Consider the following 19,548-nt stretch of genomic DNA (forward strand, 5'->3'; position numbering starts at 1 on the left):
GCAATACCTAGGACTCACACTGAATAAAGTCTTAACCAACTCAATAATTAAGGGAGTAATTATCATGGCTGGACACGCACCTGAAATGCCGATTGTGGTCGATGATGAAACGGGCGTATGGACAACCGATGCACTACCTATGCTGTACGTGCCTCGCCATTTCTTCGTCAACAATCACATGGCGATAGAGGAAGAGATTGGTCCTGAGCGATACGCTGAACTGCTCTACGATGCAGGGTATAAATCTGCGTACTACTGGTGTGAAAAAGAAGCCGAGCTGCATGGAATGTCTGGGGTTGCGGTCTTTGAACATTATATGAAGCGTATTTCTCAACGCGGCTGGGGCTTCTTTATTATCGAAGACTTGGATATTGAACAGGGCACAGCCCGAATCCGTTTAGAGAACTCAGCCTTTGTGTATCAGTACGGCAAAGTCGACCGCAAAGTCGATTACATGTTTACCGGCTGGTTTGCTGGGGCGATGGATCAAATCGCACAAAGTCTCGGTTACAACGTAAAAACCCAAGCAATACAAACTCAAAGCGGTGCGCAAGCCGGCTGTGAGTACGGTGTGTTTGAAGTTAGCCCACTGAGCTAATTCGATATTCCTAGCAAAAAGACACAAAACAATAAGGCTTGGCCGGATGCCAAAAGCCGACTTACACGAGTTGGAGTGAATCATGTCGCAGTTCGATATCCTTTTTCAGCCATTGAACATCAATAAGCTGACTATCCGTAACCGTATCGTGAGTACAGCTCACGCTGAGGTATATGCCACCGACGGCGGTATGACCACCGATCGATACGTTAAATATTACGAAGAAAAAGCCAAAGGAGGCTGCGGCCTGTGTATCTGTGGCGGCTCGAGTGTGGTCGCTATTGATAGCCCACAAAGCTGGTGGAGTTCGGTGAACTTATCCACCGACCGCATCATTCCCCATTTCCAGAATCTTGCCGATGCCGTACACAAGCATGGTGGTAAGATCATGATCCAAATTACTCATATGGGGCGTCGCTCGCGTTGGGATGGTGAAAACTGGCCAAACCTAATGTCACCATCGGGTATTCGCGAACCGGTGCACCGCGCGACGTGTAAAGTGATTGAAGAAGAAGACATTTGGCGTGTGATCGGTGACTTTGCCAAAGCGGCTGTGCGAGCCAAAGAAGGTGGGCTAGATGGGGTGGAGCTTTCCGCCGTACACCAGCATATGATTGACCAATTTTGGTCACCCCGTGTTAACCAGCGTACTGACGAGTGGGGCGGAAGCTTTGAGAACCGAATGCGTTTTGGTATGGAGGTACTTAAAGCGGTGCGTGCAGCGGTTGGCGATGATTTTGTTGTTGGTCTGCGTATTGCCGGGGATGAGTTCCATCCTGATGGCCTTAACCATGACGACATGAAGCAGATTGCCGCTTACTACGACCAAACTGGCATGATTGATTACTTTGGCGTCGTAGGTTCGGGTTGTGACACGCACAACACGTTAGCCAATGTAATTCCAAATATGAGTTATCCACCCGAGCCATTTATCCACCTTGCCGCAGGTATAAAAGAAGTGGTGTCAGTGCCGGTGATCCATGCGCAAAACATCAAGGACCCGAACCAAGCTAAACGTATTCTGGAACAGGGTTACGTTGATTTTGTCGGTATGACGCGCGCACACATTGCTGACCCGCATCTCATCACCAAAATCAAGATGAATCAAGTTGACCAAATTCGCCAATGTGTGGGTGCGAACTACTGCATTGACCGTCAATATATGGGCCTCGATGTATTGTGCATTCAAAACGCAGCAACCTCACGCGAATACATGGGCATGCCACATCAAATTGAAAAAACTGCTGGTGCGATTCGCAATGTGGTTGTTGTTGGTGGCGGACCCGGTGGGCTTGAATCCGCTCGTGTTGCGGCGGAGCGCGGACACAAAGTCACGCTCTTGGAAAAAAATGCCGAGCTTGGCGGACAAGTGACGATCGCCGCGAAAGCACCGCAGCGTGACCAAATGGCAGGGATTACGCGTTGGCTAGCGATGGAACTTGATCGCCTCGGGGTTGAAGTGTTGCTTAATACCAATGTAACGGCCGATATGATTGCTGAGCTTAACCCTGATGTGTGCATTCTTGCCACGGGGGGAACGCCATTCCTAGAGCAAAATAAAGCGTGGGGCGCCGAAGAGGGCCTCGTGGTGTCTACTTGGGATATCCTCAATGGTGTGGTTGAGCCAGGAAAAAATGTGCTGATTTACGACACCATCTGTGAGTTTTCCGGTATGTCCGCTGCCGATTATCTGACATCAAAAGGTTCACTGGTCGAATTGGTGACTGATGACATCAAACCCGGCGTCGGCATTGGGGGCACTACCTTCCCAACGTACTACCGTAGCCTGTATGAAAAAGAAGTCATCATGACCCCTGACTTGATGTTAGAGAAAGTCTATCGCGAAGGTGACAAACTCGTGGCCGTACTCGAAAACGAGTATACCGGACAAAAAGAAGAGCGGGTGGTCGACCAAATCGTGGTCGAAAATGGCACTCGTCCTAATGAGGGCTTGTATTACGAGCTCAAAGCGCAGTCATGTAATCGTGGTCAAATTGATAACGAAGCACTGTTTGCCTCTAAGCCGCAACCCATTTTGGAGCAAGAAACCGAGAGTATGATTTTATGGCGTTTGGGTGATTGTGTGTCACAGCGTAATACCCATGCGGCTATCTATGACGCACTTCGGTTATGCAAAGATTTGTAATAGGAGCCGGTCATGATTTTCGATTGGTTGATTCCAACGTTGCTGGTGGCAGTGTTGGCACTCGCTCTGATAGGGATGGTCCGCCGCGTTCGATTGTGGCGCGCGGGTCAACCTGAACCAGTCCACTTTTTTGGCGGCTTAATGGCGATGCCGGGCCGCTATCTTAAAGACTTGCATCACGTGGTAGAACGCGACAAGTACATGTCGCGCACACACGTCGCTACGGCGGGTGGTTTTGTGCTATCGATGGTGTTGGTGTTGGCTGTGCATCTGTTTGGTTTGCAGGCACAGTGGTTAAGTTGGGCGCTACTTGGGGCGTTGGTCCTGATGACGATTGGCGCGAGCTTTGTTTATTATCGCCGCCGCAACCCACCTTCCCGTCTATCGAAAGGTCCGTGGATGCGCTTGCCTAAAAGCCTGCTCACGTTTTCCTTAACGTTCATCGTTTTGACGCTCCCTACAGCAGGGCTTCTTCCTGAACATTTTGGTAATGGATTGATTTCGGCCATTTTAGCGTTTGGCGTAATCATCGGGTTAGGCGAGTTGGTGTTTGGTATGGCTTGGGGCGGGCCGATGAAGCACGCGTTTGCCGGTGCGCTTCACTTGGCGTTTCACCGTCGCCCCGAACGCTTTGGTGGCGGCCGTTCCACGGGTCTTAAAGCGCTGAATTTGGAACAACGGACACTGGGTGTGGAAAAACCACGTGATTTTAAATGGAATCAGCTACTGGGATTTGATGCGTGTGTACAGTGCGGGAAATGTGAAGCCATGTGTCCTGCCTTTGCTGCAGGGCAGCCACTCAACCCGAAAAAGCTGATTCAAGATATGGTGGTAGGCCTTGCCGGTGGCAGTGACGCGAAATACGCTGGCAGCCCTTATCCAGGTAAAGAAGTGGGTTGTGCCAAAGGCGGTTCAGACCAAGTGATCACTAACGGGTTGGTGAGTGACGAAACGTTATGGTCATGCACCACCTGCCGCGCTTGTGTTGAAGAGTGCCCGATGATGATTGAGCACGTCGATGCGATTGTCGATATGCGTCGCTTTTTGACGCTAGAGAAAGGGGCAACGCCGAACAAAGGGGCAGAGGTGCTTGAAAACCTTATCGTTACCGATAATCCAAATGGGTTTAATCCGAATCAACGAATGAACTGGGCCGCGGATCAAAACTTACCGCAGATGAAAGACGTGCAGCAAGCCGATGTTCTGTTTTGGATTTCTGACGGTGCGTTTGATATGCGTAGCCAACGAATTTTACGGGCGTTCGTCAAGGTGCTGAAAAACGCCAACGTCAATTTTGCGATTTTGGGTGATGAAGAATTGGACAGTGGTGATTTAGCACGCCGTTTGGGTGATGACGCGACCTTCCAGCGTTTAGCGAAACGAAACATCGCCACACTTAGCCGTTATAAGTTCAAGCAACTTGTCACCACCGATCCACATGCGTTTCATTGTTTGAAAAATGAATACCCCGATTTTTATCCAGAAGGGCAAGCCGCGGATTATGAAGTGCTCCACCATACGACCTTTATTAACCAGCTAGTCAAACATCAGAAAATTGCGTTGACCGCGTTTAAAGCGGAGCGCGTGACCTATCACGACCCTTGTTATCTTGGTCGTTACAACGGTGAATACGATTCACCGCGTGAACTGCTGGCTGAGCTTGGGATTGAGTTGGTGGAAATGGAGCGCAGTGGTTTTCGCTCTCGCTGCTGTGGTGGTGGTGGTGGGGCGCCGATTACCGACATTCCAGGCGAACGCCGAATTGCCGACATGCGCATGGATGATATTCGAGCCACAGGGGCCGAATTGGTCGCCGTGGGTTGCCAGCAATGTACGGCCATGCTTGAAGGGGTGGTCGAGCCACGTCCTGAAGTCAAAGACATTGCTGAAATTGTCGCTGAGTCGTTGGTCGAGCAGGTTGAACTTCACTCTCAACCGATTGAGTTTGATCCCAATGAATCGCTGCCAATCAGTGCTTAGGAGAAGATTATGAGTGACGATATTATTCGCCGCGACCCGCGTCTTGAATGGATTGCGCGCAATCGCCTTCATCCTGAGCATCAAGCTCTGGCGCAGGCTGGCGGTAAAGTATACGGGCCAACCGGCCTTGAACGCCGCAATCCTCATCAACAAGGGTTTATTGGCCCGAATGGCATCAAGCGTATTGACCGCTTGAATGCTCAACACCCGATGTCGCTTTCTGGTCACCGAATGCGCGGCGCGGCGAATGCCGAAGTTGAATTACCGCTGCATACCGTCAGTGACCCAGATTTTTATGTCGTGGTTGTTCCAGACATGGTCGGAGGGCGTTTCACTTCTCACGATCTCGATGTGTTGGGGCAAGCCCACAAGCTTGTGCGAGAGAGTGAAGGCGCTGGCGCTGTGATGGCTGTTGTGTTTGGGGAGCACCGAGAAGACCGCTTTGAAAAAGCCGGAGTCGATCGCTTACTACACCTGAGCGGCAATGAGTTTCAAAGCTATGTACCAGAGCGCAAAACTGCACTGCTTTGCGAAGTCGATGCCCAGTATCAGCCGCGTTTTTGGCTATTTCCTGACAGCAGCGCTGGCGGTTTTGAACTGGGACGTCGCTTGGCTGCAAGACTTGGCGAACGACCTGCTACCCAAGTTTGGCATGCTGAAGTCAGTACATGCATAGGGCGAGGTGCTGGTGGTTTGACGGACATTCATCGTCAAACACCAAAAATCCTATTGATGCTTGAAGAATGTGCCGAACCGATTGATGAAACGCGTCACCAAGCCTTGACGTTGGCGCTGGATGATCCTGAGGCAATTCATGCAGGCATTCGCGATCTTGGCTTTATTGAGGTTGACCCGAACGCAATTCCTTTGAGCGAGGCGGAATTTATTCTCTCTGCGGGTAATGGCGTCAATGATTGGCCTCTGTTCCATCTTGCCGCGCAAGAACTTGGTGCGACGGAAGGGGCTAGCCGGGTAGCAGTGGATGACGGGAATATGCCACGTTTTCGTCAAGTCGGCGCGACGGGCACTTGGGTTACGGCGCGAGTGTATGTCGCGGTTGGTATCTCTGGCGCTGTTCAGCACTTACAAGGCATTGGTCAATGCGATAAGGTCATCGCGATTAATACCGATCTGGGCTGTGACATGGTCAAACGGGCGGCACTGAGTGTGATTGGTGACAGTAGCGAGGTAATGCAAGCGTTAGTGGAATTGGTCCAAGCCCATCGACAACAGGAGGCGCGTCATGCCGCATAGTCGTTTTCCCGATCTTGATGTTCGTGTGTTGGTGTCAATTGGCCTGCACCCTAGCTCTCAGCGAGCGCGCAGAGCAGAAACCGATGCTCGAGCCGTTGAACTGGGGCTGAATTTGCAGCCAGGTATTCTTGAAGTTCTTCACGCTGGCAATCCTTATGATGCCACTTTACGTAGTTATGCTGGTATGGGCCTCGAATCATTAAGGGTCATTGAACAGCGCGAGCAAGACGATGCGCTGGAAAGCTTACTTCACTACCTCGCTGCCGATGTTCCAGATGTGATTTTAACCGGAGTGCGTGCTGAGCGAGGTGAGTCCTCCGGCATGATGCCGTATTTGTTGGCTGAACATCTCGGTTGCACGGTGGTCAGCGGTATTACTGAGATCCTCAGTATTGAAAAAGGCGTGGCAGAAGTGCTGCAAGCTCAACCACGTGGACAACGTCGCAAGCTCAAAGTGCCGCTGCCATTTATTGCCAGTGTGGATATGGCGGCAAAAGAGCCGCGGCAAAGTGCCTTTGGCCCTGGCCAGCGTGCGCAGATTGATCACAGCATGACCGAAGCCAGTATTACCGACGCGCAGCAAGCTGAGTGGCAAGTTAGCCCAGCGCGTAACAGACCAAAACGTCTCAAAGTGGTTAAAGCGAAATCCGCAGCGGATCGCTTGAAAGCTGCGACCCAAAAATCATCCGGAGATGAAGGAAAAGTATTACGCGACCTGCCCGCGAAGGAAATGGCGCAGGCCGTATTTGATCTGTTGTTGGAGGAAGGCGTGGTGCGCTGAAGCGTATTGAGCCAACACGCTGGAGACTAAGATCGTCTACTCACATAACCATAATGACAGTTAACTAAGGAAGTTTCTCTCTGCCTGGTTTATTCGACAATCCATAGCGGTTGACCGGGTAGGGAGGTCTCAGGAGAGTCTTCAATGAAAGATGTTATACAGGCAAAACGGGTTGTTAAGGATAACAGCGGCCCGGGGAAATATGATACCGATTATGTCATCGGCCAAGACAACGTAAAGGTGTTTGGCATGGATGTACATAATCCGGTGTTTGGTATTGCTGCGGGGTTGATATTGCTGTTTATCGTTGCCACCCTTTTGTTTCCCGCTGGCAGTAAAGAAGTGCTTATGGGCGCTCGAACTTGGTCAATCGATAACTTTGATTGGCTATTTATGATTGGCTGCAATCTTTTTGTGTTGTTTTGTTTGGCGCTGATTGTGCTGCCCGTTGGTAAAATTCGCCTTGGTGGTGAAACCGCAAAAGCGGAATATTCGACCCTCTCTTGGTTTTCAATGCTATTTGCCGCAGGAATGGGGATTGGGCTGATGTTCTGGAGCGTAGCAGAACCCGTTGCCTATTACACCGATTGGTACGGAACACCGCTTAACGTTGCTGCGCGTACTGAGCAAGGTATGGAACTTGCCCTTGGCGCAACCATGTTCCATTGGGGCTTACACCCTTGGGCCATTTATGCGGTCGTTGGATTATCCTTGGCTTTTTTTGCGTACAACAAAGGGTTGCCATTAACCATTCGCTCTGCCTTCTATCCGTTACTCGGAAGCCGTTGTTGGGGACCGATAGGCCATCTCATCGACATTCTTGCGGTTTTAGCCACCATCTTTGGATTAGCCACCTCACTTGGCCTTGGCGCGCAGCAAGCGGCTGGTGGGTTAAGTTTCTTATTTGGGATTGAAAACAATCTCACCACTCAGGTGGGGTTCATTGTTTTGGTCACCGCCATTGCGATGGTATCGGTCGCACGAGGCTTAGATGGCGGTGTTAAGCTGCTCAGTAACATAAATATGATCATCGCTGCAGCCCTGATCGCACTGATTATTGTGGTTGGCCCGACACTGACCATTTTCTCCTCAGTTGCGACCGTGACCTCTGCCTATGCTGAAAACTTTTTACCGCTATCGAACTGGATAGGCCGTGATGACAGCACCTGGTATCACGGTTGGACTGTCTTTTACTGGGCTTGGTGGGTTTCTTGGTCACCGTTTGTCGGCATGTTTATTGCCCGCGTTTCAAAGGGGCGTACAGTACGAGAGTTTGTGACTGCGGTACTGCTTATCCCGACGGTAGTGACCATTGTATGGATGGCCGTGATGGGGGGAACCGCGATGGACCAAGCCACACACGGTGTTGGTCAACTGGCTGACGGTATCAGCGATGTTGCGCAAGCGATGTTCCAGATGTTTGAACATTTACCCCTGAGTGGACTGTTGTCGATCATTGGTATTGTGTTGGTTTTGGTGTTTTTTGTCACCTCATCGGATTCGGGGTCACTTGTCATTGATAGTATTACCGCAGGCGGAAAACTGGATGCGCCCGTTCCACAACGCTTATTTTGGGCATCAGTTGAGGGGATTATTGCTTGTGCGTTGTTAGTAGGAGGCGGTAATGAAGCGCTGACCGCTTTACAAGCCGGGGCAATTACGACAGGATTGCCGTTTACTTTAGTGTTGATTCTGATGTGTGTCAGCTTATATCGCGGCTTACAGACTGAACTTCGTTAAATCTTTCAACACAGAGAAGAGAGGGAAGAACAATGATGTATGCAAATTTAGTTGACTTGGAGGACTTCATTTTCCAGTTGAAGCAACTGGGTATTGAAGTTGCGCCAAATGCAAACGTCGAACAAGTGAAAGCGCAATTGACACAATGGCTTGCAACCGCGACGCCTAATGAGGTCAAAGCCTTTAAAACCATGAGCCGTGAATTGGCGGTTGATGCGGAGGTTCTTCCCGAAGTGGAGCCCTTGTTAGCACGTTAAGCGCCGCTGTAAGGATAAATCAGAGCCAGCCTTTTAGGGCTGGCTTTTTTGTCTCTCAACCGGGAGGTTTTTTAAGTTGAGAATGTGTTTACTTTGCGCGCCTTGTGGGGCGAGATTAAAGAAAAACACCAAGGGTAAAAAAGCCCCGTTATCGCGAGGCTTAATCCAATCAATGCTGATTATTTATTAAGGTTATTCAAAACGCTGCTGGCATACCAATCAATGAAGTTGATGACACCAAACTCAAAGGTAGTGGAATAAGGGCCCGGCTGGTAACTCATTGAGTTGATACCACGCTGGTTCTCCTCACCGAGAATTCGGTCTTGGTCGTTGGTTGCATCCCAGACCTGACGCAGACGTTCAGGGTCGTAATCAATACCTTCTACGGCATCTTTGTGCACAAACCATTTGGTGGTGACCAATGACTCTTGAGCTGAAATTGGCAGCACGCGGAACACGATAAAGTGGTCGCTTTGCATATGGTTCCAAGAGTTGGGCAGGTGAAGAATACGCATTGACCCCAACTCACGGCTCTTAATTCGGCCTAATAGTTTTTCACAGCCTTTTAAGCCGTCAATTGTCATCACTTCGGTGCCTTCTTTGAGCGGCATACGCACGATACGGTTGCGGTGTCCGAACGATTTGTGTTGATGAGGAATGCCTTCTGCATCCCAAGCCTCTGCTTGTTTGGCGTAATGTGCCAAAAATTCAGGTGTCGCCCGTGGGTCATTGGTGTCATCCCACTCTAGAAGCGTATTGAGTAATTCTGGGTGGCTGCCTGCGCAGTGGTAACACTCACGGTTATTCTCAAGCACCAATTTCCAGTTGGCTTTCTCGTACATGTTTGATTCTACCGCCAGTTTAGTGTTATCCACATCATACGGTTCCATGTACTCTTCCAGTGTGGCTAAGAACTCTTCGAAATCGCTTTCTGGAGGCTCTTCCGATAGGCAAATAAAAATGAAGCCGCCCGCCACTTTGCACTGCGCGGTGCGTAAGCCGTGCTGCTTCATGTCAAAACCTTCGCCCATCTCGGTGCCAGCAAATAGCAAATTGCCTTTGGTGTCGTATGTCCACTGATGGTATGGGCAAACGAGGTTAGCGACTTTTCCTCGGTGCTCCAAGCAGATACGAGACCCACGGTGACGACAGGTATTGTGAAAGGCATTAATGGTGCCATCGGCCGCGCGCACGATAAGAACAGGGTTTTGGCCAATCTCGACAGTGAAGTAATCACCTTTGGTTGGAATTTCACTGCTCATGCCGACGAACAACCACTCCTTCTGAAAAACCTCTTCCATGTCAACTCTAAACATATACGGGTCGTTGTATAAGGGTTGCGCTAAAGAGTAGTTAGGATTGCGATCACTGAGTAATCGAGTCATTTCTTCTCGAGCATCATCAATGCTGGAGTAGTTGAGGTTAAGCAAATCGTTTTGTGTCATTTGAGCTATCTTCCCGGTGTAATGTGGGTGTAAATTGCCCTGTTGGGCGTCCATGCGTAAACGACTTACCCGTAACCGCTGGCTATGGGGAAGGAGTTTGAGACAATATCCTGCCTAGTTGTAATGATATTGACGATTCTGTTCACGACACAAAACCATGCTGTTTGAGACAGCGGAATGAATTTTTATTTTCAGTGGTTGTTTTTGGATAATTTTTTGTCGTGAAAAGATAAATGGAATCGAGCGGTTAATTCAACAATAGCGCCAAGATACCCGTGTTAGGGAAAACACTTTACACCCCGTCTCGAGAGGAACGAGCCCAATGAGCAACGCCAATATTTCGGTCGTCAATAACGACGCGTTTGTCCCAGTGACAACGCAAACTTGGAGCAATGGTCGCCATGTCGTTCGTTGCGTGAAAACGATCCAGGAAACCTGGGATACACGCACTTATTGCTTTATGGCGGAACAGCCGATCATGTTCTTTTTTAAGCCGGGTCAGTTTGTCACCTTAGAACTGGAAATTGACGGGGAACAGATCTTTCGCTCATATACGATTTCCAGTTCGCCTTCCGTGCCTTACAGTTTCTCGATTACGGTTAAGCGTGTACCCGGTGGTTTGGTCTCTAACTGGCTGCATGACAACATGTCTGAAGGGATGGAACTTGCCGCTCACGGGCCGGTGGGGCAGTTTAACAGTATCGATTATCCATCAGACAAAGCACTGTTCTTATCTGGCGGGGTTGGGATTACTCCAGTGATGTCGATGGCGCGCTGGGCGTACGATACCAATACCGATCTCGACATGGTCTTTATTCACAGTGCCAGAACGCCGCGTGATATTATCTTTCGCCATGAGTTGGAGTTTATGTCATCACGTATAGCCAACTTTGACTTGCACCTTATCTGTGAGCGCATTGAGTCAGGGCAAGAGTGGTCAGGTTATCGCGGCTACCTTGATAACATTAAGATGCAAATCATGGTGCCGGATCTTCTTGAGCGTGAGGTATTCTGCTGTGGGCCTGCCCCCTATATGAAAGCCATCCGTTTCTTGTTAGAACACCTCGGCTTTGATATGCGCCGTTACCATGAAGAATCGTTTGGTGCGACCCCCGAAACCATTGAAGAGCAGGCGGCACAAGATGCTGAGGCCGCCGAAGAAGCCGCCGAAGCGATGCACCCCAGTGATCTACTGGAAGTCACATTTTTAGATACCGATAAAAGCGCGTTGGTGGCACCGGGGGAAACGGTCCATTCCGCCGCAGCCAAAGCGGGTATACATATTCCTAAAGCATGTGGTATGGGGATTTGTGGTACGTGTAAAGTTAAGCGAATTGAAGGTGAGGTAGAAATGTCACACAACGGTGGTATCACCGATGAGGATGTCGAAGACGGCTATATTCTTTCGTGCTGCAGTGTGCCCTTAAGTGATGTGAAAGTGGAATTTTAATATCGACCTTTGACCTTTGGTATGAATCGTAAAAAAGCCGGCGTACAACGTTCGGCTTTTTTGTTTTTATCCAATGAATGACCCATCGAACGGTGACATGGTTCGTTGTTATCAATGTGCTGTTTAATTTTATTTATTTGAAAATAAAAGATATTTTTACAGTTGGTCATATCTTTTATTCTGGTTGATCACAAACTCGGCACAGAGCATTTTGTAGAGTGAGAGGGCACCGTCATATCCTTTTTTTATCCGTTTTAAATCCATCTGTTTAGTGTATGAAATAGGGTTGAATAATTTATAAAGCCATATTTTAGAAAGGTGGGATAATGAAACTGTTGAACAAGATTACTCTACTGTTATTTACCTCAAGTACCGTCCTTGTCGGATGCAATTTGGACTTGGATACGGATTCCGATCTTGATACACCTGAGAGTCCGAGTGCACCATCCAGTGTTATGCAAATGCCTTACGTACCGACGCTCGCTTATGATGATACAAGTGTTAGCCTTGTTTGGAATAAACCCAGTGATTACAGCGATATCGTCGATTATCGTGTCTACATGAACGGTGAGTCTTTGGGGGTGGCCAGCGAAAACAACAGCCAATTTAACCCAGCCAAACCCTACATGGATGCGTTTGCTGAGCAAGACAGTGCTGGCTTTCATCATCGCCCTACGTATTTGAATTACAAAGTTGAGGGGTTAACCCCAGCGACTGACTATCAGTTTTCGGTTGCTGCGGTTTATGCTGATGGCCATGAGTCAAACCCGAGCCCAGCAGTAAGCGTGACGACTGCCCAGTTTACCCATGTCGTTGATGTGACCGATTTCGGCGCGGTCGGTGATGGTGAAACCTATAACACTGTGGCGATTCAGCAAGCGATTGACCAATGCTCAGGCGATTCAACCAGTGCATATGGTTGCAAAGTGGTGATACCGGCGAATCCGAATGGTGCCGTCTTCATGACGGGCGCGCTGTATTTAAAAAGTAATATGACGTTTGAAATAGAACAAGGGGCGACCTTAGCTGGCTCGATTCGCAGCGCCGATTATCCATTGAGTGAGGGCTACCAACTCTATAGCTATCGCACCCATGACACTGACTCAAGACGGCCACCTTCTTTATTAAATGTATTAAGTGAGGATCATCGTAATACCAGCAATGGCACTCAGGATGGCTACGATGGAAGACGGGGTGTGTTTGAGAACATTCGAGTCGTTGGTAAAGGCGTGCTCGATGGCAACGGTTGGGTTGTCAGTGGAACGACGCAAGATGAAGCGGGAAACACCTTGCCTTACCATGAGCCTGGTAGTCGCGAGAAAGTGTATACGCTTGGCGTCTTGGCCATGAATCAAATGCTCGCGGGTTACCAAGAATATGCACCTGAGAGTTGGACGGGAAGCATGGCGGACATTGATTTCCAAGGGCAAGTCAATCGTGATCTATATGCCGATCGCCGCTCTAGCCTGACAACCTTTCGCGGAGTAACGAATATGTACGTGGCGGACCTTACTTTCAGGAATCCGGCGTATCATGGCGTGATGTTTTTAGAAGGTGAAAACATCGTCTTTGCTTATACCACCACCCAGACTTTTGACATTAATAATGCTGATGGCGTTGAGTTTGGCAATACCTCAAACTTCCATGTGTACGCGAACTTTATTGACAGTGGCGATGACTGTATCAATTTCGCGGCTGGGCAGGGAGAAGAGTATGACCAAGCCAATGATGAGATTAATCCGACCGAAGATGGGTGGGTGTTTAATAACTACACGCGTGAGGGCCATGGAGTGTTGGTCGCGGGTAGCCATACTGGCGCTTGGATTCAAGACATTCTTGCTGAAGAAAATGTGGCCTTTATGACGGACAATGGATTACGCCTGAAAAGTACCCCGGCGACGGGCGGTGGTGCGCGAGATATTGTCTTTCGAGATAATGCGATGAAAGATATTGGTACCAACAATACTCATGACATCAACGGGGTGGAAATCGATAACCGAGGGGGCCAGGGGAATGCGTTTATCTTTACGCTGTCTTATTCAGCGGGTGATAATGTCTACACCAATGCCAATGAGGCAGCTTACTTTCATGATATCACGGTCAAGAATGTCACATTAGATAATGTGGACCCAAGCGGTAGTGCCAAAGCCGTGATTCAAAGTGATGCTTATGATGGGTCAATTAATACTCTGCCATATTCAGCAAACTACCATCAAAACATTGTGTTTGACCATGTCTCCATTCGCAACAGTAAAGTCACCAATATTCACCGGCTAAAAGATTCCACCTTCTCCAATGTGACATTTGAAAATTGGGAAGAAGGCTATGATTCACCTTGGCAAATCGAAGATTCACAAAATCTGACATTTGAGCAGGTCTCTCCGATGCCTGACAGTGTGACACAATAAAGAAAAAGGGGCCTCAAGCCCCTTTCTTAACGTTAGCCGCAGTATCAAATACCAAACTAATGCTTCTTGTTTTTGTATTTCTGCTTTTGTTTGTACATGGCATGGTCCGCCTCAGAGAGTAAATGTTTGACATTTTCAGTCTCTTTTTGCGCAAGGGCATAACCAATACTCACTGATGGCTCTATCTTATGTTTGCCCCACGATAACGGGTTATCAGCGAACATCTGATGGATTTTTTCGACGACCACCTCAACATTCTTCGCCTCAGAGACATGGCGTAAAATAATAATGAACTCATCGCCGCCAAATCTCGCGACCGTATCACTAGTGCGTACACTCAATTTTAAATAATGAGCGATGTGTTTAAGTAGCTCATCTCCTGCTTCATGCCCTAACTGATCATTCACCAGCTTGAAATCGTTGAGATCGATATTCAACACGGCAAATGACCCACCGTCATCACTTTTTACTAACTGACCAAGTTGGCTCATCGCCAGACGACGATTCGGCAGATGGGTCAATTCATCGTATAAAGAGGCTTTATGCACTTTTCGATAGTTTCTAAAGTGGATAAAAATCAAAGAGTAAAGCAGTACTGCAATCATATAGCCAATGGTGTAAACCACTTGCTTGGTAAATTGGATGTGCTCTGCGTTATCCAAACGGTATTTTGCGGCCATTTCCCAAGTGCCGTTAGGAAGCATCACGGTGTTTTCAATGTCTGGGTTATTGAAGACGTCTGCATTACCTAAAAAGACGTGGCGATTGTCGTTGCGACGAAAAGCGATGTCAGCATTCTCAAACTCATTGATTCCAATGTGCTTGATGAGCTTATTGTAATCGAGAACAACGCTAACGGTTCCCCAATAATCTTCATTGAGAGGGTAGTCAGAAAAAATTGGATAGCGGGCAATCAACCCGACTCCCCCTTGCACGAGAGTGAGTGGACCGTCTATATAAACTTGCTGCTGATTTTTCGCTAACAAGACGGTGCGCAGTTGCTGTGGATTGGTTTTAAAATCAAAGCCAATTGCGCCTTCATTGCCTGTTAATGGGTACACTTTTGAGATGACATTATCCGGAGCAATACCGACGTTGCGTACAAAGAGCGCTTTACTCAATAGTTTAGAGGCAATGTTATCCCAATTGGCGATAGCGAAGGTTGGGTCAATGGTGACAACGGTAGCAAGGCTATCAGCCAAGTAGGTATCCATAAAGATGGTGGCTTCAAACTTAGCACGCATTAACGCCACGTTTTTTTCTATCACGCGCTCGACTTTTAATGACTCTTTCTGAATGAATTGAGCCGATATAATATGAATGGTTGTTACCGCAACCAACCAAAACAAAAGCGAAACCAGCGCAAACAGAATGTGGCTCTTTTTATTGATCTTTGAAAACATGTTGTGCCCTAAACTGCCCTATAGCATGTGCTTTAGATAATGACGACCTTGCCTACAGGCGTTAAGAATCTCAAGTTTTTTCTAAAATTTTAGTGCTAAACCAAAATATTCGCTGAACTTTTTGCGATACGCTGCCACTTCAGAGGCTTAAATCGAGTGTCCGGGTAGGCAGACCCTGCCGTCGTGATATTTTCTAACCAAACCTTTTACTTTCCGTCTAGCACCTGAAAATAATTCAATAACAATGAATATATTACCGAAGTACGACTCTTTTATTATTTAAACCATATAACTTTAACTTAGTTATGACGGAATAATAACATGGAAATTTATGGTTGATATAAATTTAAATCATCACGTATCAAGGGCTATAAAGAAAATAATGCTTAAAAACGATAATAATTTATTCATTTTATTATCTTGGCATGGCTCTTGAATTATTTAGAACGTAATTCACGTTTAACAATAAAAGCATCTATTTTGATAGCTTATTCAAAATCACTAGGAGTAAAAGATGAAAAAGATCCTTCCAATTCTAGCGGGTACCATGGCTCTAACAACGTTCAGCACAATTTCACAAGCGGCAGTTTTGGACGATGAAAGTGGCGTTTATGTAGGCGGTAACTACGGCTACGTAAAAATAGATGGGCAAGATGATTTTGATGATGACAATGATGTAATGCAGGCTTTAATTGGTTTTAAATTAAACCGTTACATTGGTGTCGAAGGCAGTTACATTGACTTCGGTTCTTATGGTGGCAGTGTCGCAAGCGCCGAAACTGATGGTTATACTGCCGCTCTAAAACTGACCGCGCCAATTGGTGACCGCGTAGAGCTTTATGCGAAAGGTGGTCAACTATGGTATACCACTGACTACGATATTGTTGGTGTAAATGGCGATGAAGATGATGAAGCGGTATTTGCTGGTGCTGGTGTTGGTTTTAAAGTAACTGATAACTTCTTAATCAATGCAGAATATACTTGGTATGATGTCGACTTAGACGCTAATGATATTAATGACGGTGCAGATACCAATACAGACTTTAAACAAGCAACGATTGGTGCTGAATACCGATTCTAGTATCAAACCAGTTAAATAAAAAAGCCGTGTTCAATCACGGCTTTTTTATTATTTACTATCGTAAGTTAAAATAAAAAGCACCCATTAAGGGTGCTTTAATACAGATTTAATTCCTATTATTTAGACAAGGCTTTTTTGACTTCATTTTCAATTCGCTCGCCAATCACTGTATCGATATTTTTCCAATACTCAAAGGCACGCTCAAGTACTGGCTGAGTGACGCCATTGAGCAAGTGGCCGCTGACATTACTGACTAAACGGTCTCGAGCAGAATCATCCATCACTTTGTTAATCAGATCATTTGCTTGGCTATAGTCATCGTCATCAGGGCGCAGAGTATACGCAGAGCGTACCATTTCGCCATCAGCAGCCCAGACCGCAGATTCTGGGTAACGGTTTGGATCGGCTTGTGGCCCGCCTTTACTGTTAGGCGCATAGACCGGATCTTCGACATTTTGGGTACGCATTGCTCCATCTTTACTGTAACTATGGAAAGGGCATTGTGGGGCATTAACTGGTATTTGTTTGTAGTTGACACCTAAGCGAGCACGATGGGCATCCGCGTAAGCAAACATTCGCCCAAGTAGCATTTTATCAGGGCTAGGGCCGATACCCGGAACCATATTGTTTGGCTCAAATGCAGCTTGCTCGATCTGCGTATGATGATCCGTTGGGTTGCGGTCTAAGGTTAATTTACCCACTTCAATCAACGGGTAGTCTTTATGTGACCATACTTTGGTTAAATCAAACGGATTGATATGGTAGCTTTTCGCATCCTCATATGGCATGACCTGCATTTTCAGCGTCCAACTCGGGTATTGCCCTTGTTTTATTGAGTTAAACAAATCGCGGCCATGGTAATCACCGTCGGAGCCTGCTAGTTGGTCTGCTTGCTCTTGAGTTAAGCACTCGACGCCTTGGTCAGAAATAAAGTGGTATTTAACCCAAAAGCGTTGACCATCTTCATTTACCCACATATACGTGTGGCTAGAGTAACCATTCATATGACGCCAAGTTTTAGGAATACCACGGTCTCCCATCAGCCAAGTCACTTGATGGGCTGACTCAGGAGATAAGGTCCAAAAATCCCATTGCATGTCGTTATCACGCAAATTATTGTCTGCTCGGCGTTTTTGCGAGCGAATGAAGTGTTGGAATTTCATCGGATCGCGAATAAAGAACACCGGCGTGTTGTTACCGACTAAGTCGTAGTTACCCTCTTGGGTATAAAACTTAATTGAGAAACCTCGGGGATCACGCCAAGTATCTGGGCTACCACGTTCTCCGGCGACGGTGGAAAAGCGCATGAGAACGTCGGTTTTTGTGCCGGGTTGAAAGACGTCTGCTTTGGTATATTGTCTGACATCATTGGTGACTTCGAAGTGGCCGAATGCGCCGCTGCCTTTGGCGTGAGGTTGGCGCTCTGGAATACGTTCACGGTTGAAGTTGGCCATCTGTTCAATGAGATAATGGTCGTGTAGAACAATCGGGCCGTCTTGACCTACAGTCAGAGAATGCTCATCACTGGCGACGGGAATACCGGCATCAGTGGTGGTGGGTTTGTTATTTTGGTTCGACATATTGCCCTCCATTAGAGTGTCATCTTGGCGATCGAAGGTAATTCTTTCCGATTGCCTTTGAATTTTTTTCTTAAACTCAGTCAGCTTGAGTCATATTGGCTGGGTCTAAGTTAATGGGAGCAAGGGGTATGCCACTAGAGGGCTGAATTGAGCGAAGGGATGTGGCAAGGATGAGAAAGACGAAAAAATCGAGTTATAACGAAAAAAGCCCGCTCATTGAGCGGGCTTTTCAAATGTGGCGGAGAGATAGGGATTTGAACCCTAGATACGCTATTAACGTATGCCGGTTTTCAAGACCGGTGCTTTCAACCACTCAGCCATCTCTCCGTGTGACGCGAATAGTATAAGGGCTTACGAGCGTTGTAAACCCCTGTATAGGTTGTTTGATGCTTTTATGTTCAACTGAATTCAAATACGTGAACTAATCGCCATTTTTCTATATTAAGTGAAGGATTATTAAGCAAAACAAATCAACTTTCTGCTGTTTTTACCAAACGTCATGTAGTGGTCTTGAACGCTTGCTAGTCAATAAAGTGGCTCATATTGTGGAAACACGCTTTAGCGATGTCTGAGTGTTCGTATTCCCAATGCGATGGGCTAATCAGTTCTGGTGACCAAGCGCCATTGTAGCCGGTCGATTTGACTGCATCGACAAATGCTTGAATATCAATTTCACCTTCGCCAGGCATATAAGCGCGAAGGACGGTTTCATCCCAATCTTCGCCGGCTCGAGGTTTACGTCCATCACAAAAGTGTACGCCATAAATCAGTGCGGGGTCGAGGCTTGCAACATCTTGCGGCGTACTGACGCCACGCGCATAGAGGTGCCAAAAATCCATCACCAGACCTACGTTAGTCGTGGCTAATCTGTCGATGACGTCAAGTGCCATTGGTAGAGTGTTGAATTCACTCGATGCGACAAATTCTATTTGATAACGAATGCCGTATTGTTCGCCAAGTTGAGCAATTTCGCCAATGTTTTCGGTGATGATATCTAGACGCTGAGCTTGGCTTAAATGATCGGCGTAGTGACCAGGATTGAGCTGTACAGTGGGGCATTCTAGTTGGTTTGCCACCTCAGTAATACGTCGAGCTTCTGAGATTAATGAGTCTCTGTCTTGGGGGGTATGGCGGTCTACTCCCATCAAAGCGTTGATGCAGGTCGTCTGCAATTGATGTGTATCAAGACGCTGTTTGAGCGATGTCGCACGGCCACCGTTATCTAAGTAACGCAGTAGTTTGTCGATAAAAAACTCGACGCCTTGATAGCCAGTTTGGTGAGCGATTTCGACATCGGAGAGCACGTTAGAGTGGAATGTGGATGCGCCGTGAAGTGCTTTGATCATAGGGTGTCGCCTCCCGTTTTTTTGTTCGAGTGGAATCACCATCATACAGGGTGTCACTGTAGGGCAGTCAAATAATCTG

Annotated in this window: 14 protein-coding genes and 1 tRNA gene; 10 read left to right on the forward strand and 5 right to left on the reverse strand. The window is 47.5% G+C overall.

The features are described from left to right. The first annotated feature begins 64 nt into the window (after positions 1-64). The 7 genes from ACFFUV_RS01640 (at position 65) to ACFFUV_RS01670 (ending at position 8,756) form a co-directional block, all read left to right on the forward strand. Positions 65-598: a DUF5943 domain-containing protein gene (locus ACFFUV_RS01640; protein ID WP_390189183.1), complete on the forward strand. Its 534-nt coding sequence runs from the start codon at positions 65-67 to the stop codon at positions 596-598. 82 nt (positions 599-680) lie between these two features. Beyond that, the gene (dgcA, locus tag ACFFUV_RS01645; protein WP_390189186.1) at positions 681-2,744 is read left to right on the forward strand and encodes a dimethylglycine demethylation protein DgcA; all 2,064 of its coding nucleotides are present in this window, start codon (positions 681-683) and stop codon (positions 2,742-2,744) included. Between the two features lie 12 nt (positions 2,745-2,756). Further along, entirely contained in the window at positions 2,757-4,724 is a 1,968-nt protein-coding gene (locus ACFFUV_RS01650) for a (Fe-S)-binding protein (protein ID WP_390189187.1), read from the forward strand. Between the two features lie 9 nt (positions 4,725-4,733). Further along, positions 4,734-5,978: an electron transfer flavoprotein subunit alpha gene (gene etfA, locus ACFFUV_RS01655; RefSeq protein ID WP_390189188.1), complete on the forward strand. Its 1,245-nt coding sequence runs from the start codon at positions 4,734-4,736 to the stop codon at positions 5,976-5,978. Then, positions 5,968-6,759 (forward strand): electron transfer flavoprotein subunit beta, encoded by a 792-nt coding sequence (gene etfB / locus ACFFUV_RS01660; RefSeq protein WP_390189189.1) that lies wholly within the window; start codon positions 5,968-5,970, stop codon positions 6,757-6,759. Before etfA ends, etfB begins: the two co-directional genes overlap by 11 nt. A 144-nt stretch (positions 6,760-6,903) precedes the next feature. Beyond that, the gene (locus tag ACFFUV_RS01665) at positions 6,904-8,499 is read left to right on the forward strand and encodes a BCCT family transporter (RefSeq protein ID WP_390189191.1); all 1,596 of its coding nucleotides are present in this window, start codon (positions 6,904-6,906) and stop codon (positions 8,497-8,499) included. 32 nt (positions 8,500-8,531) lie between these two features. Then, positions 8,532-8,756: a hypothetical protein gene (locus tag ACFFUV_RS01670; RefSeq protein ID WP_390189192.1), complete on the forward strand. Its 225-nt coding sequence runs from the start codon at positions 8,532-8,534 to the stop codon at positions 8,754-8,756. 179 nt (positions 8,757-8,935) lie between these two features. Here ACFFUV_RS01670 and gbca read toward each other — a convergent pair whose 3' ends face one another. Next, entirely contained in the window at positions 8,936-10,201 is a 1,266-nt protein-coding gene (gene gbca, locus ACFFUV_RS01675) for a glycine betaine monooxygenase oxygenase subunit (protein WP_390189194.1), read from the reverse strand. A 322-nt stretch (positions 10,202-10,523) separates the two neighbouring features. Between gbca and gbcB the strand changes: the two genes are divergently transcribed. Together gbcB and ACFFUV_RS01685 are read left to right on the forward strand one after the other, a co-directional pair. Next, positions 10,524-11,651 carry a glycine betaine monooxygenase reductase subunit gene (gene gbcB / locus ACFFUV_RS01680; protein WP_390189195.1) on the forward strand — a complete coding sequence of 376 codons (1,128 nt, stop codon included), beginning with the start codon at positions 10,524-10,526 and terminating at the stop codon, positions 11,649-11,651. Between the two features lie 326 nt (positions 11,652-11,977). Then, positions 11,978-14,059 (forward strand): glycosyl hydrolase family 28 protein, encoded by a 2,082-nt coding sequence (locus ACFFUV_RS01685; protein WP_390189197.1) that lies wholly within the window; start codon positions 11,978-11,980, stop codon positions 14,057-14,059. Between the two features lie 56 nt (positions 14,060-14,115). On the opposite strand, the gene ACFFUV_RS01690 is transcribed toward ACFFUV_RS01685, so the two are convergent. Next, positions 14,116-15,462, reverse strand: coding sequence for a diguanylate cyclase domain-containing protein (locus ACFFUV_RS01690; RefSeq protein ID WP_390189199.1), 1,347 nt, complete (start codon positions 15,460-15,462; stop codon positions 14,116-14,118). 514 nt (positions 15,463-15,976) lie between these two features. Here ACFFUV_RS01690 and ACFFUV_RS01695 point away from each other — a divergent pair. Continuing rightward, entirely contained in the window at positions 15,977-16,543 is a 567-nt protein-coding gene (locus ACFFUV_RS01695; RefSeq protein ID WP_390189201.1) for a porin family protein, read from the forward strand. A 116-nt stretch (positions 16,544-16,659) separates the two neighbouring features. On the opposite strand, the gene ACFFUV_RS01700 is transcribed toward ACFFUV_RS01695, so the two are convergent. From ACFFUV_RS01700 to ACFFUV_RS01710, 3 genes are all read right to left on the reverse strand, one after another. Then, entirely contained in the window at positions 16,660-18,123 is a 1,464-nt protein-coding gene (locus ACFFUV_RS01700; protein WP_390189203.1) for a catalase, read from the reverse strand. Between the two features lie 236 nt (positions 18,124-18,359). Continuing rightward, positions 18,360-18,450, reverse strand: a tRNA-Ser gene (locus ACFFUV_RS01705). 194 nt (positions 18,451-18,644) lie between these two features. After that, positions 18,645-19,469, reverse strand: coding sequence for a sugar phosphate isomerase/epimerase family protein (locus ACFFUV_RS01710; protein ID WP_390189204.1), 825 nt, complete (start codon positions 19,467-19,469; stop codon positions 18,645-18,647). Positions 19,470-19,548 lie beyond the last annotated feature (79 nt).

The sequence above is a fragment of the Vibrio olivae genome, assembly GCF_042428525.1.
Taxonomy (GTDB): Bacteria; Pseudomonadota; Gammaproteobacteria; order Enterobacterales; family Vibrionaceae; genus Vibrio; species Vibrio olivae.

What these genes read in the sequence shown, in the direction of transcription:
- ACFFUV_RS01640 (WP_390189183.1), top strand. Translation starts at nt 65, where the DNA reads ATGGCTGGACACGCACCTGAAATGCCGATTGTGGTCGATGATGAAACG.
- dgcA (WP_390189186.1), top strand. Translation starts at nt 681, where the DNA reads ATGTCGCAGTTCGATATCCTTTTTCAGCCATTGAACATCAATAAGCTG.
- ACFFUV_RS01650 (WP_390189187.1), top strand. Translation starts at nt 2,757, where the DNA reads ATGATTTTCGATTGGTTGATTCCAACGTTGCTGGTGGCAGTGTTGGCA.
- etfA (WP_390189188.1), top strand. Translation starts at nt 4,734, where the DNA reads ATGAGTGACGATATTATTCGCCGCGACCCGCGTCTTGAATGGATTGCG.
- etfB (WP_390189189.1), top strand. Translation starts at nt 5,968, where the DNA reads ATGCCGCATAGTCGTTTTCCCGATCTTGATGTTCGTGTGTTGGTGTCA.
- ACFFUV_RS01665 (WP_390189191.1), top strand. Translation starts at nt 6,904, where the DNA reads ATGAAAGATGTTATACAGGCAAAACGGGTTGTTAAGGATAACAGCGGC.
- ACFFUV_RS01670 (WP_390189192.1), top strand. Translation starts at nt 8,532, where the DNA reads ATGATGTATGCAAATTTAGTTGACTTGGAGGACTTCATTTTCCAGTTG.
- gbca (WP_390189194.1), bottom strand. Translation starts at nt 10,201, where the DNA reads ATGACACAAAACGATTTGCTTAACCTCAACTACTCCAGCATTGATGAT.
- gbcB (WP_390189195.1), top strand. Translation starts at nt 10,524, where the DNA reads ATGAGCAACGCCAATATTTCGGTCGTCAATAACGACGCGTTTGTCCCA.
- ACFFUV_RS01685 (WP_390189197.1), top strand. Translation starts at nt 11,978, where the DNA reads ATGAAACTGTTGAACAAGATTACTCTACTGTTATTTACCTCAAGTACC.
- ACFFUV_RS01690 (WP_390189199.1), bottom strand. Translation starts at nt 15,462, where the DNA reads ATGTTTTCAAAGATCAATAAAAAGAGCCACATTCTGTTTGCGCTGGTT.
- ACFFUV_RS01695 (WP_390189201.1), top strand. Translation starts at nt 15,977, where the DNA reads ATGAAAAAGATCCTTCCAATTCTAGCGGGTACCATGGCTCTAACAACG.
- ACFFUV_RS01700 (WP_390189203.1), bottom strand. Translation starts at nt 18,123, where the DNA reads ATGTCGAACCAAAATAACAAACCCACCACCACTGATGCCGGTATTCCC.
- ACFFUV_RS01710 (WP_390189204.1), bottom strand. Translation starts at nt 19,469, where the DNA reads ATGATCAAAGCACTTCACGGCGCATCCACATTCCACTCTAACGTGCTC.